This window comes from Xanthomonas sp. BRIP62409 (assembly GCF_003992965.1).
Taxonomy (GTDB): domain Bacteria; phylum Pseudomonadota; class Gammaproteobacteria; order Xanthomonadales; family Xanthomonadaceae; genus Xanthomonas; species Xanthomonas euroxanthea.
On the sequence record NZ_QEZJ01000022.1, the window covers coordinates 249,902 to 267,500 of the forward strand.

The 17,599-nt window shown below is 65.1% G+C and carries 15 protein-coding genes; 10 read left to right on the plus strand and 5 right to left on the minus strand.

The window, feature by feature from the left end:
• Positions 1-205: 205 nt before the first annotated feature.
• Entirely contained in the window at positions 206-2,992 is a 2,787-nt protein-coding gene (locus tag EO170_RS13990) for an EAL domain-containing protein (RefSeq protein WP_181116226.1), read from the minus strand.
• Between the two features lie 120 nt (positions 2,993-3,112).
• Here EO170_RS13990 and EO170_RS13995 point away from each other — a divergent pair, with 120 nt between their 5' ends.
• The gene (locus EO170_RS13995; RefSeq protein WP_164739794.1) at positions 3,113-5,245 is read left to right on the plus strand and encodes a PAS domain S-box protein; all 2,133 of its coding nucleotides are present in this window, start codon (positions 3,113-3,115) and stop codon (positions 5,243-5,245) included.
• Positions 5,246-5,248: 3 nt separating this feature from the next.
• Positions 5,249-6,970, plus strand: a complete 1,722-nt coding sequence (locus EO170_RS14000) for an EAL domain-containing protein (RefSeq protein ID WP_126945767.1) — start codon at positions 5,249-5,251, stop codon at positions 6,968-6,970.
• A 223-nt stretch (positions 6,971-7,193) separates the two neighbouring features.
• Here EO170_RS14000 and EO170_RS14005 read toward each other — a convergent pair whose 3' ends face one another.
• From EO170_RS14005 to flgA, 4 genes are all read right to left on the minus strand, one after another.
• Positions 7,194-8,420: an ATP-binding protein gene (locus EO170_RS14005; RefSeq protein WP_104582670.1), complete on the minus strand. Its 1,227-nt coding sequence runs from the start codon at positions 8,418-8,420 to the stop codon at positions 7,194-7,196.
• Positions 8,421-8,573: 153 nt separating this feature from the next.
• The gene (locus EO170_RS14010; protein ID WP_024939614.1) at positions 8,574-8,906 is read right to left on the minus strand and encodes a hypothetical protein; all 333 of its coding nucleotides are present in this window, start codon (positions 8,904-8,906) and stop codon (positions 8,574-8,576) included.
• Between the two features lie 15 nt (positions 8,907-8,921).
• Entirely contained in the window at positions 8,922-9,233 is a 312-nt protein-coding gene (gene flgM, locus EO170_RS14015; protein WP_104582672.1) for a flagellar biosynthesis anti-sigma factor FlgM, read from the minus strand.
• Between the two features lie 66 nt (positions 9,234-9,299).
• Positions 9,300-9,944, minus strand: a complete 645-nt coding sequence (flgA, locus tag EO170_RS14020; RefSeq protein ID WP_104648710.1) for a flagellar basal body P-ring formation chaperone FlgA — start codon at positions 9,942-9,944, stop codon at positions 9,300-9,302.
• Positions 9,945-10,304: 360 nt separating this feature from the next.
• Here flgA and EO170_RS14025 point away from each other — a divergent pair, with 360 nt between their 5' ends.
• The 8 genes from EO170_RS14025 (at position 10,305) to flgH (ending at position 17,590) form a co-directional block, all read left to right on the plus strand.
• On the plus strand, positions 10,305-11,249 hold the full coding sequence (locus EO170_RS14025; RefSeq protein ID WP_104582674.1) for a chemotaxis protein: 945 nt from the start codon (positions 10,305-10,307) through the stop codon (positions 11,247-11,249).
• Positions 11,250-11,609: 360 nt separating this feature from the next.
• Entirely contained in the window at positions 11,610-12,011 is a 402-nt protein-coding gene (gene flgB, locus EO170_RS14030; RefSeq protein WP_104533384.1) for a flagellar basal body rod protein FlgB, read from the plus strand.
• Between the two features lie 3 nt (positions 12,012-12,014).
• Positions 12,015-12,422, plus strand: coding sequence for a flagellar basal body rod protein FlgC (gene flgC / locus EO170_RS14035; protein ID WP_005914451.1), 408 nt, complete (start codon positions 12,015-12,017; stop codon positions 12,420-12,422).
• A gap of 37 nt (positions 12,423-12,459) precedes the next feature.
• Positions 12,460-13,131, plus strand: coding sequence for a flagellar hook capping FlgD N-terminal domain-containing protein (locus tag EO170_RS14040; protein WP_104582675.1), 672 nt, complete (start codon positions 12,460-12,462; stop codon positions 13,129-13,131).
• 31 nt (positions 13,132-13,162) lie between these two features.
• A complete protein-coding gene (flgE, locus tag EO170_RS14045) occupies positions 13,163-14,386 on the plus strand; it encodes a flagellar hook protein FlgE (protein WP_104582676.1) in 1,224 nt (407 codons plus the stop codon).
• Positions 14,387-14,530: 144 nt separating this feature from the next.
• Entirely contained in the window at positions 14,531-15,286 is a 756-nt protein-coding gene (flgF, locus tag EO170_RS14050; protein WP_126945770.1) for a flagellar basal-body rod protein FlgF, read from the plus strand.
• Between the two features lie 787 nt (positions 15,287-16,073).
• Positions 16,074-16,859 carry a flagellar basal-body rod protein FlgG gene (gene flgG / locus EO170_RS14060; RefSeq protein WP_016901723.1) on the plus strand — a complete coding sequence of 262 codons (786 nt, stop codon included), beginning with the start codon at positions 16,074-16,076 and terminating at the stop codon, positions 16,857-16,859.
• Positions 16,860-16,897: 38 nt separating this feature from the next.
• A complete protein-coding gene (flgH, locus tag EO170_RS14065; RefSeq protein WP_104582678.1) occupies positions 16,898-17,590 on the plus strand; it encodes a flagellar basal body L-ring protein FlgH in 693 nt (230 codons plus the stop codon).
• Positions 17,591-17,599: the final 9 nt, after the last annotated feature.

Here is a 17,599-nt window from a genome sequence, read left to right on the forward strand (position 1 = left end):
AGTAACCGCTTGGTGTGGCGTCCTCACCGGTTGCGGAACCCTTGGCGGCATGGATGCCGCCATGGAGCCTCCGCGGACGGATTCACGGCGTGTCCCGCAAGTGACGAAGGCATCACGCCCTCGACTCATCGAGCTTTTGACTTGCGTATGCGGACAGTCAGACGATTGAACAGCCGGACGACGCCAGGCGCTGCGACAGGTTGCGTCAGCCGGCAATGACCAGGCGTGCACCGAGGCGCATGCCGGCTTCGGCCTCGCGCAGCCACTGCGCCATGTCGCGCGGCGACAGCGGCCGCGAATAGAAGTAGCCCTGGATTTCGTCGCAGCCCTGCTGGCGCAGCAGTGCATCTTCCTGCACCGTCTCCACCCCTTCGGCCACCACCTGCATGCCGAGCGCATGGCCCAGATGCACGATGGCCTGGGTCACTTCGGCGGTGTTGGCGTCGTCGAGCATCCCCTGGACGAAGCTACGGTCGATCTTCAGGCGCTGCACCGGAAAGCGGTTGAGGTAATGCAGGTTGGAGAAGCCGGTACCGAAGTCGTCCACCGCCAACAGCACGCCATTCTGTTCGAACAGCTCGAAACAGCGGCGCAGCGCATCCGAATCGCGGATCAATGCCGATTCGGTCAATTCCAGTTCCAGGCGCGAGGGCGACCAGCCGTTGTCGCGGCAGATTTCCAGTACACGCTCGGCAAAGCCGCGCTCGCGCAGCTGCACCGCGGACACATTGACGGCGATGCGGCTGAAATTGAGCCCGGCGCGATCCCAGACCACGGCCTGGCGGCAGGCTTCGCCGATCACCCATTCGCCCAGGCGCACGATCTCGCCGCACTCCTCGGCAATGGGAATGAACTCGACCGGGCTGCACTGGCCATGACCGGGGCGATTCCAGCGCATCAGCGCTTCGATCGCAGGCGAGGATTCGCCCACCGTATTGACCAGCGGCTGGTAGACTAGGGTGAACTCTTCGCGCTCCAGCGCGCCTTGCAGTGCGTGTTCCAACTCCAGGCGGCGCTGCGCGCGCATCAGCACGTCCTGGCTGTAGTAATGGAAGGTGTTGCGGCCCGATTCCTTGGCTGCATACATCGCCGCATCGGCGGCGCGCAACAGGCTGTCGAAATCCGACAGGCCTTCGCCCTGCAGCGCGATGCCGATGCTGGCACCGAGCTTGAGGGTGACGTGGTCCTTGCGCAGCGGCTCGCCAAGGGCGCTGATCAACTTGCGCGCAACATGGCCGGCGTCTTCCGGTTCGGAGAGATCGCGCAGCAGCACGATGAATTCGTCGTCGCTGAAGCGACCGAACAGGTCGCTGTTGCGCAGATGCTGATGCAGGCGCGCAGAGGCCAGCTTGAGCAGGTTGTCGCCGGTGGCGTGACCGAACGAATCGTTGATGCTCTTAAAGCCATCCAGATCGATCAGCAGCATTGCCAGTACCTGGCCACGCTCGTGCGCCTCGCGAATCGCGTTCTCCGCCTGCTCGCGCAGCAGGAAACGGTTGGGCAGACCGGTCAGGCGATCGTAGTGGGCCAGCAGCTCGATGCGCTCGTTGGCCTCGCGTTCGCGGGTGACGTCACGGAACAAGGCGACGAAACGCGGCGGCAGGCCTTCGCGGCGGTCCAGCTCGATCAGCACCTGTACCCAGATCCGCTGGCCGGAATTGCGGTAGAAACACAGTTCCAGCTGTTCGGGCAGGCCACCGTCGGAGATACGCAGCAGCGCCGCCTCGAAGGCGTCGCGCGAATCCTGCGTGTACAGCGACAGCGCCTGCTCCAGGGTGATGTTTTCCTTGCGCAGGCCGTGGATGCGGTAGCACTCCTCGGTCCATTGCATGCGCCGGGTGTCGACCTCGATCTCGCAGCCGCCGATCTTGCCCAGCGCGGACACGCGGTTGAGCAGCTCGGTGCGCCAGCGGATCAATGCATCGGTCTGGCGCTGCTCGGTGACGTTCTGCAACTGGCCCAGCAGGCGCACCATGGCGCCATTGCCGTCGAACACCGGCTGCGCCCAGACCCGCAGGTGATGCGGATTGATGCTGGCAGGCCCGTTGATCTCCAGCTCGAAATGCACCGGTACGCCTTCGTGCTTGATCTTGCGCCAGGCACTGCGCAGATGTGCAACCGATGGCCGCCCCAGCAGACGCAGGATGTCGCGGATGCCCTGCAGGCGCAGTTCGGTCATGCCGAGCTGCTGCAGGAAATCCGGCGACACCCACAGCGCGTCCTTGAGCGTGTCCCAGCTCCAGCTGCCCATGCTGGCGATGCGCTGGGCCTCTTCGAGCTGGGCCTGCTGCTCGCGCAGCTGCTGCTCGAGCAATTTCTGGTGGTGCACGTCGGTATGCGTGCCGACCATGCGCAACGGGCGGCCGTCGGCTGTCCGCGAGACCACCCGGCCGCGGTCGAGGATCCAGCGCCATTGGCCATCGTGCTGGCGCAGGCGGAATTCGGCCGTATAGGTATCGGTGCGCCCGTCCAGGTGCGCCTGCACGGCAGCACTGACCTGCGCGTGGTCGTCCGGATGGATCAGCCCGGACAACGCGGTGAGATTGTTCGGTAGCGGCTGCTCGGAGTAACCGAGCATGCGGGTCCAGCGCTCGGAGCGGTAGACCACATCGGCCGGAATATCCCAGTCCCACAGTCCGTGATCGGCGCTGTCCAGGCCCATTTCCCAGCGGCTGGTGCCGTCGGCGCCCATCGGCTCGGGAATGCTCAGGGTGAAGGCCATGACCTGGCCATGCTCATCGCAGACCGCGCGGAGCCAGCCTTCCAGGCGCCCGCCGCCGGCCCCCGGCAGCACGCAGGCGGTCATGCCGCCGCTGCTGGCCACCTGGGCGCGACTGCTTTCCAAGACTTCCACGTAGGCGCCAAGGGTGGCCGGCAATCCCAGCGATTGCGCAACACGGTTGGCCGCCAGAGGCTGACCATGCGCATCCAACAACACCACCGCCGAGGTCAGCGGGTGCTGCAGCATGCTTGCAATGACGCCTGAGTCCACTCTGGAACACTCCGAAGAATCGACCCCTGCCTTCGGAGTCGCAATGGATAACGGCCGTTTCCTGGATTAGTTGAGGCGCGTGTTTCGGGCTCGACCGAACCGGGCCGAGTTACGGCTAAGATGGTTGCATCGCCAGCACCAAAGGTCGTCCGCGGACCCATGCCCCATCCTGTCGCCGCGCCCGCGTTTTCGTCCGCTCCCGTGTCCCGTCTTCGCCTCGCCGAGCGTCTGCAGCAAGGTCTGTGGACCTTGACTGGGCTGTATTTGCTGGTCGGCGTGATCTGGCTGCTGCTGGGCAACCGGCTGCTGCACCTGGCCGGCGCCGCCATGCCGGAGCGCTGGTCGGACGCGAGCTTTCTGCTGCTGTCCAGCGTGGTGATCCATCTGGTGCTGCGCCGTTTCGTGGCGCTGATCGTGGAAGAGCACGCACAACTGGCGCAGTCGGAGGCAGTGCTGCAGGCCAAGTTCCTGGCCTTGCCCAGCCCGGCCCTAGTCTACGACCTGGCCACGCTGCGCATCCTGGATGCCAACCCGGCGGCGCTGGAGTTCTTCGGCTGGGAGCGCGACGAATTTCTGCAGCAGACGCTGCAGGCGATCTGGCCCAACGCCGATGGCGCGCGCCTGGAGGAAATCATCACCCAGATCCGCGCCAAGGGCGACGCCACCTGCACCTTGCACGAGGATCTGCTGACCCGCAGCGGCTCGCGCCATGTCGAGATCCGCAGCAACCAGCTGCATCTGGCCAGCGGCCCCGCCCGCCTGGTGGTCACCGTGGACCGTAGCGAAGAACGCCAGGCGCAGCATTTGCGCGACGAGGCGCTGCAGCGGCTGGAAGAAGCGCAAGGCATCGCGCGGCTGGGCTCGTGGCAGCTGGATTGCGCAACCGGGTTGGGACGCTACTCGCCGGCGGTGTATCGCCTGCTCGGCCGCAGCGTGCCGATGCATCGGCGCGACCACCGGCTGGAAGAACTGTTGACCGCCTCGGACACCGCCACCCAGACGCGGATCGAACGCATGATCGAGGACATGTGCACCGGCGGCGAAGTGCAGATCGATGTGCTGCTACCGCTGACCGGCGGCGACTCGCAGCCGCGCACCGTCCATCTGCGCGCCGAGAGCGTGGCCAGCCCGAACGGCACCCGGCATATCCACGGCACGCTGCAGGACGTCAGCGAACGCGAGCAATCGCGCCGGTTGCTGCGCGAGCGCGAGGAGCAGTTCCGCGAGCTGGTCAGGGTACTGCCGGATGGCGTGCTGATCCTGGCCGACGAGCACGTGATGTATGCCAATGCCGCCGGGTCGGTGCAGTTCGGTTTCCAGGGCGAAACCATACTGGGCGAACCGCTGCAGACCCTGGTGAGCGACAGCGACCTGCCGGTGGTGCGCGAGTACCTGCGCGCGGGCAGCGATCGCAACGAGCCGGTGTCCAGCGCACGGGCGATGCGCCGTCGCGATGGAAGCACCTTCTATGCCGGGCTGTCGGCCGGTGACATCCGCTATGGCGGACGCAGCTGCAAGTTGCTGGTGGTGCGCGACCTGAGCGAACCCGAACGCATGCGCGATGCGCTGGCCGAGAGCAATGCCGAGCTGCAGGCGATGGCCAAGCGCCTGTTCTCGCTGCAGGAGGACGAACGCCGCGCGATCTCGCGCGATCTGCACGACGACATCGGCCAGGCCATCACCGCGATGAAGCTGTCCGCACATGCCGCACTGGACGAACCGGACCCGGACGCGCGCCGCGAGGACCTGCTGGAAGTGGTGTCGCTGGCCGACAGCACCGTGACCAAGCTGCGCAACCTGTCGATGCTGTTGCGTCCGCCGCAGCTGGATGCCCTGGGTCTGGAAGCGGCCTTGCGCTGGCAGGCCTCGATGTTGTTTCGCGCATCGCCGGTGCGGTTGGAGCTGGACATCCAGGCACTGGACGTGCGGCCGGGCAACGAGATCGAGCAAGCATGTTTCCGGATTGCGCAGGAAAGCCTGACCAATGCGCTGCGGCACGCCTGCGCAGGCGAAGTGCGCATGCGCCTGCACTCGATCGACAGCGAGAGCTTTCGCCTGGAAGTCAGCGATGACGGCGATGGCTTCGAACCGGAAGGCCCGCGCGGGCTCGGGCTGATCGTGATGCGTGAGCGTGCGCAAACCGTCGGCGGTGCGCTCGCGATAGAATCAGCCCCCGGAGCAGGCACGCGCGTGACGTTGCGCCTGCCCTATCACCCGGTCGGCGAGTCCGTCCACGACGATGGTGGACGTTAAGTCATGTGGAGCCCCGTAATCCCGCCCGGCCTGGAAATCATCAAGCCCACCCGCCTGGGCGCGGGCAATCCCGAACTGCTGCATCTGGTGGACGCTGCCGCCTCCGGCGGTCCGCCGTTGATGGTGTTCCATATCGATATCGACCACTTCGCCTCGATCAACGAGAACATGAGCGCCGAGGTCGGCGATCAGGCGCTGACGCTGGTCGCGCGCCGGCTGCAAGACTTCCTCGGTGCGCGTGGCAAGTTGTGGCGCCACGGCAGCGATGAGATGGTGGTGGTGGCGGTGCGGCGCGAAGACACCCCGCTGCCGGAAGATTTTGCCGAAGAGATCCGCCAGCAGCTGGAGCTGCCGTTGTCGGTGCTGCCGTACACCTTGTTCATGACCGGCAAGGTCGGCATCAGCCTGTGCCCCGAACACTCCACCTCGCTGTCGATCCTGCTCGACTACGCTGAGGAAGCCAGCTACCAGGCCGCACGCGAAGGCGGCAATACGGTGCGGCTGTATACCCGCAACTCGACCACCAACGCGCATAGCGAAAGCATCATCGCGCGACAGATCGTCGATGCGATCCCGCATGGCGAACTGCGCCTGCGCTACCAGCCGCTGGTGAGCGCGCGCGATGGCCGTATCGTCGGCATGGAGGCGCTGTTGCGCTGGCAATCGCCCACCCTGGGCATGCTGGTGCCGGAACGCTTCATGCGCACCGCCGAGCGCCTGGGCGTGATCGTGCAGATCGGCGAATGGGTGCTGCAGAACGCGGTGCGTCAGGCGCGGCTCTGGCGCGACCAGGGCTTCGACGATTTCAGCATCGCGGTGAACGTGTCCACGCTGCAGTTGCTGCGGCCGGGCTTCTTCAACGAAGTGATGGCGATGCTGCAGACCGCCGGCGTGCCGGCGCAGTTCGTGACGCTGGAGATCAACGAAAGCGCGTTGACCAACAACGTCAACTTCGTCCACGAGACGATGGCCAACCTGCGCAACGAAGGCATCAGCCTGAGCCTGGACAACTTCGGTACCGGCGATTCCAGCCTGAGTGCGCTGGTGCGCTATCCGGTGGACCGGCTGAAGATCGACCGCAGCTTCATCAAGAGCGCGCCGGCCGGCAGCCGCGAGGCGGCGATCGCGCGCGCGATCATCGCGATGGGTCACCAGCTCGGCATGACGGTGATCGCCAATGGCGTGGAATCGCAGGCGCAACTGGGCTTTTTGCGTCGCAACGATTGCGACATCTTCCAGGGCTATCTGTTCGGCGAACCGATGTCGGCCGAGTCGGCCGGCATGGCGCTACGCCGCCGCTATCTGCGCCCGGAATCGTTCGCCGAAAGCCGCCCGGACCGTACGCTGCTGCTGCTGGACGACGAAGAAAACGTGTTGCGCTCGCTGGTGCGCCTGTTCCGCCGCGATGGCTACCGCATCCTGGCCGCCGGCAACGTGCGCGACGCCTTCGACCTGCTCGCCACCAACGACGTGCAGGTGATCCTGTCGGACCAGCGCATGAGCGACATGAGCGGCACCGAGTTCCTGGGCCGGGTCAAGATGCTCTACCCAGACACGGTGCGCCTGGTGCTGTCCGGCTATACCGACCTGGCCACCGTCACCGAAGCGATCAACCGCGGCGCGATCTACCGCTTCCTGACCAAGCCCTGGAACGACGACGAGCTGCGCGAGCACATTCGCCAGGCCTTCCGGACGCACGATGAGCTGCGTAACGGCCGGGAATAGGGATTCGGGATTGGGGATTGGTAAAAGCAAAAGCCAGCAGCGATATTCCTGAGCCGCAATCGGAGATTCGCTGAGCAAGGCAGACGGCAAGAGCGTGGCAAAACCGCCCTTGCGAATCCCTAATCCCGACTCCCCAATCCCAGCGCGAAGCGCTGCGGCAAGAGCGCGGCAAAACCGCTCTTGCCAATCCCCAATCCCGACTCCCCAATCCCAACGGGCAGCGCTACCGCGGCTGCCGCACCGGCAATACGATCCTGAAACTGGCGCCCTGCCCCGGGACGCTTTCGACATCGATGCGGCCGTGGTGCTTGTTGATGATGCCGTAGGAAATCGACAGGCCCAGGCCGGTGCCGCTGCCGACCGGCTTGGTGGTGAAGAACGGGTCGAAGATGCGTTGCAGCAGGTCCGGGGCAATACCGGCGCCGCTGTCCTGGAACTGGATCCAGACGTTTTCGGCCTCGTCGCGGCCGGTGGTGACGGTGATCGTGCCGCGCTCGACAATTGCCTGGCCGGCGTTGAGCAGCATGTTCATGTAGACCTGGTTGAGCTCGGACGGCAGGCATTCCACCAATGGCAGCTCGGCGTAGTTGCGCTCCAGCGTCACCTTGTATTTGAGCTCGTTCCAGATGATGTTGATCGTGGATTCGAGCCCGGCATGCAGGTCGACCATCTTCCACGACTCGGAACGGTCCGAATACGAGAAGTCCTTGAGGTCGCGCACGATGCGGGTGACCCGCTCGATGCCTTCGCGCGACTCGGCCATCAACTGCGGCAGGTCGCGGCTGATGAAGTCGATGTCGGCGCGGTTGCGGATCTCGTCGATCTCCGGGATCAACGCCTTCGGATCCGGCGCCTGCAGCGCGCGCTCGTAGGCTTCGATCAGCGTGAACAGGCTGCGCAGGTATTCCTGCAGGCTGCCCAGATTGGAATGCACGTAACCGATCGGGTTGTTGATTTCGTGCGCCACGCCGGCGGCCAGCTGGCCGATGGAGGCCATCTTTTCCGATTGCAGCAGCTTGTCCTGGGCACCGTTCAGACGTAGATAGGCCTGGCGCAGTTCGGCGTGGCGCTGCTGCAGCTCGCGCTCGTAATCCTGCTGGCCTTCGATGTTGTGGAACAGCGCCAGAAAGTGTCCGACGCCCTGTTCTTCGTTGTAGTACAGATGCGCAATGACCACGCGATCGGCAACCGGCAGGCTGCCGGTCCAGCTGCCCTTGCTGCGCGCCTGATTCAGCGCATCCGAGGGCAGCACCTGGGAGATCCGCTCGCCGAGATTGCGGTCGTCGGCGGGATCTTCCCTGCACAGGCTCTGGCGTGCGATGGCGTTGGCCAGGATCAGCTGCCCGTCTGCGCGGAACAGCAACACACCCTCAAGCATCTGGTCGCCGAAAGCGCGCAGCATGGCCGAGGACGGTAATAAGGCTTGATTGAGAAAAAACTTGGCAGTCACGGGACAGGGCGGCGTAGAGGACGCTTCAATATACGCCGAACCGCCCAGGCCCCGTATTGCGCGGCGCCACGCTCCTGCACACCGGGCCCGTCAAGGCTGCACCACCACGCCGCCGGCGCGGCCTGTGCGTGCGCTCGGGCACGCTGTGGCGCGTCAGGCCACGGCCAGCGAACGACCGCCGCGCAGCACGCTCGACTGGCCCTTGGCATCGTAGGACGGCGCACTCTCGGTGCGGCCCAGATGACGCAACGCCCAGTTCACCTCGCGACGCCGGCGTGCCAGCAGCGCGCCGTTGGCGCGGTTGGCTTCGGCCAGTTCGCGCAGCCGCTCTTCTTCGCCCTGGGGCATTGCCGCTTCCAGCGCGCGCAGCGCCGACAGCTTGTCCTGCGTGTGCCGCATCAACCCATCGATGTCGTTCTCGAGTAATGCCTGGCGTTCGCCGGCCAGCGCATCGCTGAGACGTTGCAGGAACTCGTTCACATTCATCCTTTGGGTCGGGAATTAACCCGCCAGTTGCTGATTCAGATCCATCATGCGGCTGGCGATGGCATCCGGATTGATGGAATAGCTGCCGTTCTGCAACGCATCCTTCACGGCCTGGACGCGACCGGTGTCGATCGCCGAGGACTGCGACAGCGTGCGCTGCAAGTTCTGCAGGTTGGTCGCCTCACCGGTCAGCTTGACGCTGTCGGTCGGCGGCAATGCGGCGATCGGGGACGCGCGGTCTTCACCGGCCGAAGCGATCTTGCTGCTCGTGGCCGCGGTGCGAAGGGTGGCAGCGGTCGGTAGATTGCCTTCGATTTTCTGTGTCATGTCAGGAACTCCTCTACAGGTCGTAGGGGATAACGGCATGCCAAAAAAAAACTTTATAGCGAATTTCTATCTGGAGACCAAAACGGTCCCGCTCGCTTCGACAATCCCCTGCACCACCCGGCGCGACGAGGAATTTTCCACCGACACCCGCTCGTTCTCACCGGCATCGGACAGCGCGCGACCGCTCATGCGCACCTCCAGACCGCCGTTGCGCGACACCAGCGGGACCGTGTCGCCGCGCCGGACCAGCCGCTGGGTGACCAGATCGTTGGCCGAGAGCAGCGAACCGGCCGGCAGGATGCGCCGAGCGCTCTTGCCCACTGCGGCCACCGGATCGGCCAGCACCGCGCCGACGATGCGTGCGGCGTCACGCTTCTCGATACTGATATCGGCCAGCGAAATGACTTCTCCAGCGCTGATGCCGCGGCGCAGCACCAACACGTCCTGATTGCGGCGCACCTTCAGCGGCACGAACAGGCGCCAGCCAGCCGGCTGCGGACAGGCCACTTCCACCGTATTGGTGCCGGTCGGCTGCGCCTGCAGCGCAATCGGGCAGGCCGGCATGCGCAAGCCCGGATCGAGCGTGGCCTCGGCCTCGGCATCCGGGCCAACGGTGGCCAGTGCCGCAGCGCGGATGGAATCGACAGACTGATAGCTCTGGGCCCAGGCCGGAGCGGCAGCCAACAAGATGACAAGTAGGAGCAGGCGCATGGGACCAGATCCGGAGGAAGACGGAATAGGCAGTGCAAGTGGCGTGCCTGTTTTTTGCCGGGATTGGGGAGTCGGGATTGGGGATTGGTAAAAGCGGCTTGGCGGGCGATTCATTTATCCCGTTGGCGATGCCCTTACCGGCATCTATCTGACCAACTGTCGCTGAAGCTTTCAGGCACGCAGAGGTAGCTGCAGCGGCCTGACCAACTCGCTCATGCACCTTTGAGCCAATCCCCAATCCCAGTTCCCCCGATCCAGGCGCTTCTGCGAATCCCCAATCCCGACTCCCGAATCCCGACAGCGCCCCCGACCAACCATAAAGCCCTCAAGTTTCCAGCTGGCGCTGTCGATATCTGCCCCATGACCCACGATCTGCTCAACCGCATCGACCAGCGCACGCGTCTGGCTGGCCACAATCGACTGGCCCTGCTGCTGTTCCGGCTGGGCGGGCGCCAGCTTTTTGGCGTGAATGTCTTCAAGGTGCAGGAAGTGCTGCGCCGCCCGGAGTTGTTCCAGGTGCCCGGCCTGCCGACCGAGTTCGCCGGCGTTGCCGACGTGCGCGGGCGTTCGGTACCGGTGCTGGACCTGGGCCTGGCGATCGGCCACCCGGAGCGCGATGCGCACTCGGAGAACGGCCCCGGTTACCTGGTGGTGGCCGAATTCAACCGCTCGGTCCAGGGCTTTCTGGTCAGCGGCGTGGAGCGCATCGTCAATATCGCGGTGGAAGATATCCATCCGCCGCCGGAGCTGGGCGCCGAAGCCACTTATTTGACGGCGGTGACGCGGTTCCAGGGCGAGCTGATCCAGGTCATCGACGTGGAGAGCGTACTGGCCGACATCGCCAAGGTCAGCAAGGACGTGCAGCTGGATCCTTCGCTGCAGCTGGTCGCCTATGACCGGCAGTTCCAGGTGCTGGTGGTGGATGACTCGCGCGTGGCGCGTCAGCAGATCCGCAGCGTGCTCGACCAGCTCGGCGTGGCGGCGACCTTGTTGTCCGACGGCCGCCAGGCGCTGGACCACCTCTTGCAGGTGGCTGCATCAGGCGAGAATCCGGCCGACCGCTATGCAATGGTCATCTCCGACATCGAGATGCCGGCCATGGACGGCTACACGCTGACGACGGAAATCCGGCGCACGCCGGGGTTGCAGGGCCTGTACGTGCTGCTGCACACCTCCTTGTCGGGCGTGTTCAACAACGCCATGGTCGAACAGGTCGGCGCCAATGCCTTCGTGGCCAAGTACAGCGCGCACGAACTGGCCGATTACGTGCTGGCCCGCCTGAAAGTGGTCGCCGAAGCGGCCTGAGCAGGCCACAAAGCGGCGGCCTGGTCGGAGCCGACAATAGCGATGAGCGCCGCGCTGCAAAGGTGCGGCGTCATGGAAGATCGCGCGGTTGGGGTCGGTGGGTCGACACCTATTGAGATGACACCCCCGACTTGAAGTGACACCCCCGACGCCGGGCAGCGCTCAGGGTCATGCGGGGCCTTCCAGCCTGGCGCGCCTGAGTAAGCCAACGCTGCGACTTACACAGGTCCACCCTGTATCCCGGACGGCCAAGCTGCCGTTCGTCGGCGGCGCCAATAAGTCTCCAAGTTCTCCGACCCGCACCACCCCGATTGGCACAAACATTGCTTTCTCCCTGGTAACACTTCGCGGGAGAGCACCGTGTCCAATTCCATCTCGTCCTTTCTAGGCATCCACGGCGATGCCCTGCCGCTGCGCGAGCAGCGCATGAAGCTCATTGCCAGCAACCTGAGCAATGTGGACACCCCTGGCTACAAAGCCAAGGACATGGACTTCGAGGCCGCGCTGAAATCGGCCGAAGGCGTGCGCGACGGCACCCTGCTGCAGACCACCGACGCCAAGCATTTCGAGATCGGCAGCAGCGGCGGGCTCAACCCGTTCCAGATCACCCGCGAATCCGACCAGCCCAGCCTGGACGGCAATACCGTCGATCCCGATGCCGAACGTGCTGCCTACGGCCGCGCCGCGCTGGAATACCGCGCCTCGCTGAGCTTCCTCGAATCCAAGGTGCGCTCCATGCTCACCGCGATCACCGGCCAATAAGTCATGAGCAATCTTCCCATCTTCGATGTGGCCGGCTCGGCGCTGCACGCGCAGTCGGTCCGCCTGAGCACCATCGCCTCCAACCTGGCCAATGCGGACTCGGTCGCCGGCTCGGCCGAGGCGACCTACAAGCCGATCGAGCCGATCTTCCAGGCCCAGCAAAGTCGCCAGGACCCCAGCCTGACCTCGGTGAACGTCAAGGAGATCACCACCACCAACGCGCCGCCGATCCGTCGCTACGAGCCCGGCCATCCGCTGGCCGATGCCGACGGCTACGTGTTCTCGCCCGACGTGGATCCGGTCTCGCAGATGGTCAACATGATCTCGGCCTCGCGCAACTACCAGGCCGGCGTGGAAATGCTCAACACCGCCAAGGAACTGGCGCTCGCCACTCTGACCATGGGTCGCTGACCCGCCTAGCTGACCCTTCCCTTACGGACCTTTTCACATGAGCACGATCGGTAGTGACCTCTACACCAGCCTCGGGCTGACCTCCAGCAGCGCCACAGCGACCAAGAAAAAGGAGGAATCGCTCGGCCAGGCCGACTTCCTCAAGTTGATGACCGAGCAGCTGCAGCACCAGGACCCGCTCAAGCCGATGGAAAACAGTGCGTTTCTGGGCCAGTTGGCGCAGTTCTCCACCGTGCAGGGCATCGGCGACCTCAATACCAAGGTCAGCAGCTTCTCCGCAGCGCAGAGCAGCGATCAGGTGCTGAAGGGCGCCTCGCTGGTCGGGCACAACGTGCTGGTGCCCTCCGCGCAACTGGCCATCGATGCGACCAACTCGGCCAAGGGCGTGGTTGCGGCAACCTCGGCCGGCACCGTCAATTTCGAAATCACCGATGCCAACGGCGCGTTCGTCAAGCAGCTCAGCGTGCCGGCCAGCGCCGCCGGCGAGGTGTCGTTCGCCTGGGACGGCACCGATGCCAACGGCAACCGCATGGCCGCCGGCAAGTACGGCGTGACCGCCACCCAGACCGACACCGCCGGTGCCAAAAGCAAGTTGTCCACCTATGTCGACGCACCGGTGGACAGCGTCACGATCGGCTCGGACGGCCTGTATCTCAACCTGACCGGGCTCGGCACTTCCCCGCTCGCCAACGTGCTCCGCGTCAGCTGAGCCGGCAACCGACACTCAAAGGACCTCATCCATGGCTTTCAATACCTCGTTGTCCGGCATCAACGCAGCCAATGCCGATCTGAACGTCACCTCCAACAACATCGCCAACGTCAACACGACCGGGTTCAAGGAATCGCGCGCCGAGTTTGCCGACATGTTCCAGAGCACCAGCTACGGCCTGTCGCGCAATGCGGTGGGTTCGGGCGTGCGCGTCAGCAATGTGGCGCAGCAGTTCTCCCAGGGCAACATCGATCCGACCGGGCGCAGCCTGGATCTGGCAGTCTCCGGCGAGGGTTTCTTCACCGTGTCCTCCAACGGCGCCAAGATGTATACCCGTGCCGGCAACTTCCAGACCGACGCCAACGGCTATGTGATCAATCCACAGGGCGCGCGCCTGCAGGTCTTCGCCCCCAACCCGAGCGGCAACGGCTTCGACGTCGGTCGCCTGTCGGACCTGCAGCTGCTGACCACCGACAGCCCGCCCAAGTCGACCTCCACGGTCAACCTGGCCTTCACCCTGCCCGGCAACGCCACCGCGCCGGTGGTGACCCCGTTCAGCCCGGCCGACGACAAGACCTACAGCCACTCCACCGGCGGCATCAATGTCTACGATTCGCTGGGCGTCAGCCATGTGCAGACCTCCTACTTCGTCAAGACTGCCAACCCGAACGAATGGCAGGTGCACAACTACGTGGACGGTGCCGCGGTCGGCGCGCCGACCACGCTGCAGTTCTCCGATACCGGCGCACTGACCACCCCGGCCAACGGCATCATCACGATGGACCCGTTCACTCCGAGCACCGGTGCCGGCGTGCTGAGCATGCAGCTCAACGTCAGCGGCTCGACCCAGTACGGCGAGGCCTTCGCGCTGCGCGACACCCGCCAGGACGGCTATGCCAGCGGCAAGCTCAACGAGATCAGCATCGACACCAGTGGTGTGGTGTTCGCCCGTTATTCCAACGGTGCCGACAAGCCGCTGGGCCAGGTCGCGCTGAGCAGCTTCGTCAATCCGCAGGGCCTGCAGTCGCAGGGCAACAACATGTGGGCCGAAAGCTACACCTCCGGCGCCGCCCGCACCGGCGCACCGGACACCTCGGACCTGGGCCAGATCGAATCCGGCTCACTGGAATCCTCCACGGTGGACCTGACCGAGCAGCTGGTGAACATGATCGTGGCCCAGCGCAACTTCCAGGCCAACTCGCAGATGATCTCGACCCAGGATCAGGTCACCCAGACGATCATCAATATCCGTTAACGGCTGGGATTAGGGATTGGGGATTAGGGATTGGCAAGAGCGGGCATTGCATCCAACCGATGCCCGCAATGTCCCCTCCTCTCCCAGGTCATAACAGCCCGCGTTTACGAATCCCCAATCCCGACTCCCCAATCCCGGTGCCTCATGGACAAAGCTCTCTACGTTGCGATGACCGGCGCCCGCGCCTCCCTGCAGGCGCAGGGCACCGTGTCGCACAATCTCGCCAACGTCGATACGGTGGGGTTCAAGGCTGCGCTGGCCAACACCGAGGCGTTCAAGATCCAGGGCAAGGGTTATCCGTCGCGGATCGATGCGCTGCATGTGGACCAGGGCTTCGACCGCAGCCAGGGCCACCAGAAGGTCACCGGCAACCCGCTGGACGTGTCGCTGCAGCAGGACCGCTGGCTGGCGGTGCAGTCGCCCGACGGCAGCGAGGCCTATACCCGCAACGGCGAGCTGGCGCTCACTGCCAATGGCCAGCTGGTCACCGCCAATGGCCATGCGGTGCTGGATGAAGGCGGCAATCCGATGACGATCCCGCCGCACCAGGCGATGGAGATCGGCAGCGACGGCAGCATCTCGATCATTCCGCAGGGCGAAGGCCCGCAGACCATGGCCATCGTCGGCAAGATGAAGGTGGTCGACGCCCCCGCCGACCGTTTGACGCGGCGCCCGGACGGGCTGATGCGCAACACCAGCACCGATCCGGCGCAGGCGTTTACGGTGGCCACCGGCAAGACCATCAACAGCGGCATGCTGGAGGGCAGCAACGTGGACGCCGCCGGCGCACTGGTGGAGATGATCCAGCTGCAGCGCCAGTTCGAAATGCAGGTCAAGATCATCAAGAACGGCGACGACAACGCGCAATCGGCCAATTCGCTGCTGCGGGTCAGTGGCTAAGCGCCACTGACGCCCACTGCCGCAGCGCCGGTCGGTTTGCCGCGCTGCCGAGCACCTGGATGGCGACCGCCCGGGTTCGCTGCAGAGCGGCTGGTTTGTGACTTGGCTGCAGGGCCCTTGCCCGCCCACCCTCGCAGGACACGCCGCAAGTACGTCCGTATAGGCTCTTTCGCGGCATCCATGCCGCGTAAGGTCCTGCGACGGTGGGCGGGCAAGGACCTGTCGAGATGGTCGGCGTGCGTGGTGCAAACAATGCCTGACGTGGATTGCTTGGATAACGGCGCGTCCAATGATTTTCTCAATGCAAGCCGAGCAATGGACAAGCTTTAAGAAAGCGACCTTCAAACTCTCTGGTGCGGTGGCCTCGCCGATTGCGGGACCGTGTGGCGGCATGGATGCCGCCACCGAGCCCCCAGAGATGGGTTCACGGCGTGTCCCGCGAGCGGTGAGGCCACTGCGCGCTCGACCAACCAGCCTGTTGACTGCGTCGCAATGCCAGCCGGCAAATCCCGAGAACCCTTCCGCAGGCAGCGCCAAGGGTTCACACGTCGTCGAACACATCGCTGACCGGCGACCGATCTAGCGCGCCTGATCTGCCGCGCAGGGTTCCACCGCTTCGGCCTAGCCGCTGCCTGTCCGCCGCCAGCCCTGCCCCGCGCAGGCCGCCGCGCCCGCTTCGCGTGATCCAGCGCACAGCCGGCGAAAACCCGACGCGGGTTTGGCACGGCACGTGCATCTACCCAGCCGTACCCGGAACACATCCCCGGGTCTAACGAGGAATCGGGTCATGAATCAGGCTTTGTGGGTCGCCAAAACCGGACTGGATGCGCAGCAGACGCGCATGTCGGTCATTTCCAACAACCTGGCCAATACCAATACCACCGGCTTCAAGCGCGATCGTGCGGCGTTCGAAGACCTGTTGTATCAACAGGTGCGTGCGCCGGGCGGCTCCACCTCCGCGCAGACGCAGCTGCCGACCGGCCTGCAGCTGGGTACCGGCGTGCGGGTGGTCTCCACCTTCAAGGGCTTCGACCAGGGCAGCCAGCAGCAGACCGGCCGCGCGCTCGACGTGATGGTCAACGGCCGCGGCTTCTTCGAAGTGCAGATGCCTGACGGCACCTCGGCCTATACCCGCGACGGCACCTTCCAGATCAATGCGCAGGGCGAGCTGGTCACCAACAGCGGCTACCCGCTGCAGCCGGGCATCCAGATCCCCGAAGGCGCGCAGTCGCTGACCATCGGCAACGACGGCACCATCAGCGTGACGCTGGCCGGCCAGGCCGCCGCGCAGGAAATCGGTGCGTTGACGCTGACCGACTTCATCAATCCCTCGGGCCTGCAGTCCAAGGGCGAGAACCTGTTCGTCGAGACCACCGCCTCCGGCCCCGCGCAGAACGGCACCCCTGGCCTCAACGGCCTGGGCAACACCGTGCAGGGCGCGCTGGAAGGCAGCAACGTCAATACGGTGGAAGAGCTGGTGAGCATGATCGAGACCCAGCGCGCCTATGAAATGAATGCCAAGGCGATCTCCACCACCGACTCGATGCTCGGTTACTTGAACAACAACGTCTGATCGGCCCGCCGGTCGCTGCCCTCTCAGGAATCCACGCCATGTCACGCCTGCCTTCCCTTTCCTCCCTGTGCCTCGCCATCGCCTGCAGCGCGCTGCTGGGCGGCTGCGTGGCGGCCGGCGATGTGCGGCCGTTCGCCGAACTGGCGCCGATCGTGCCGGTGGTCGCGCCGGTGGCGCAGCCCACCGCCGGAGCGATCTATGCCGCCGGCCCGAGCCTGAATCTGTACGGTGACCGCCGCGCCCGCGATGTCGGCGATCTGCTGACGGTGAACCTGGTGGAAAGCACCACCGCCTCGTCCACCGCCAACACCAGCGTCAGCAAGGCCGACACCGTGGACATGAGCACGCCCACGCTGCTCGGCGTTCCGCTCACCGTCAACGGCACCGATGTGCTGCGCAACTCCACCAGCGGCGACCGCACGTTTGCCGGCAAGGGCAACACCGCGCAGAGCAACCGCATGCAGGGCAGCGTGACCGTCACCGTGATGCAGCGCCTGCCAAACGGCAATCTGGTGATCCAGGGGCAGAAGAACCTGCGCCTGACCCAGGGCGACGAACTGGTACAGGTACAGGGCATCGTGCGCGCCGCCGACATCGGCCCGGACAACACCGTGCCTTCGAGCAAGGTGGCCGACGCCCGCATCGCCTACGGCGGCCGCGGCGCGATCGCGCAGTCCAACGCGATGGGCTGGCTGAGCCGCTTCTTCAATTCCCGTCTGTCGCCCTACTGAGCCTGCGAC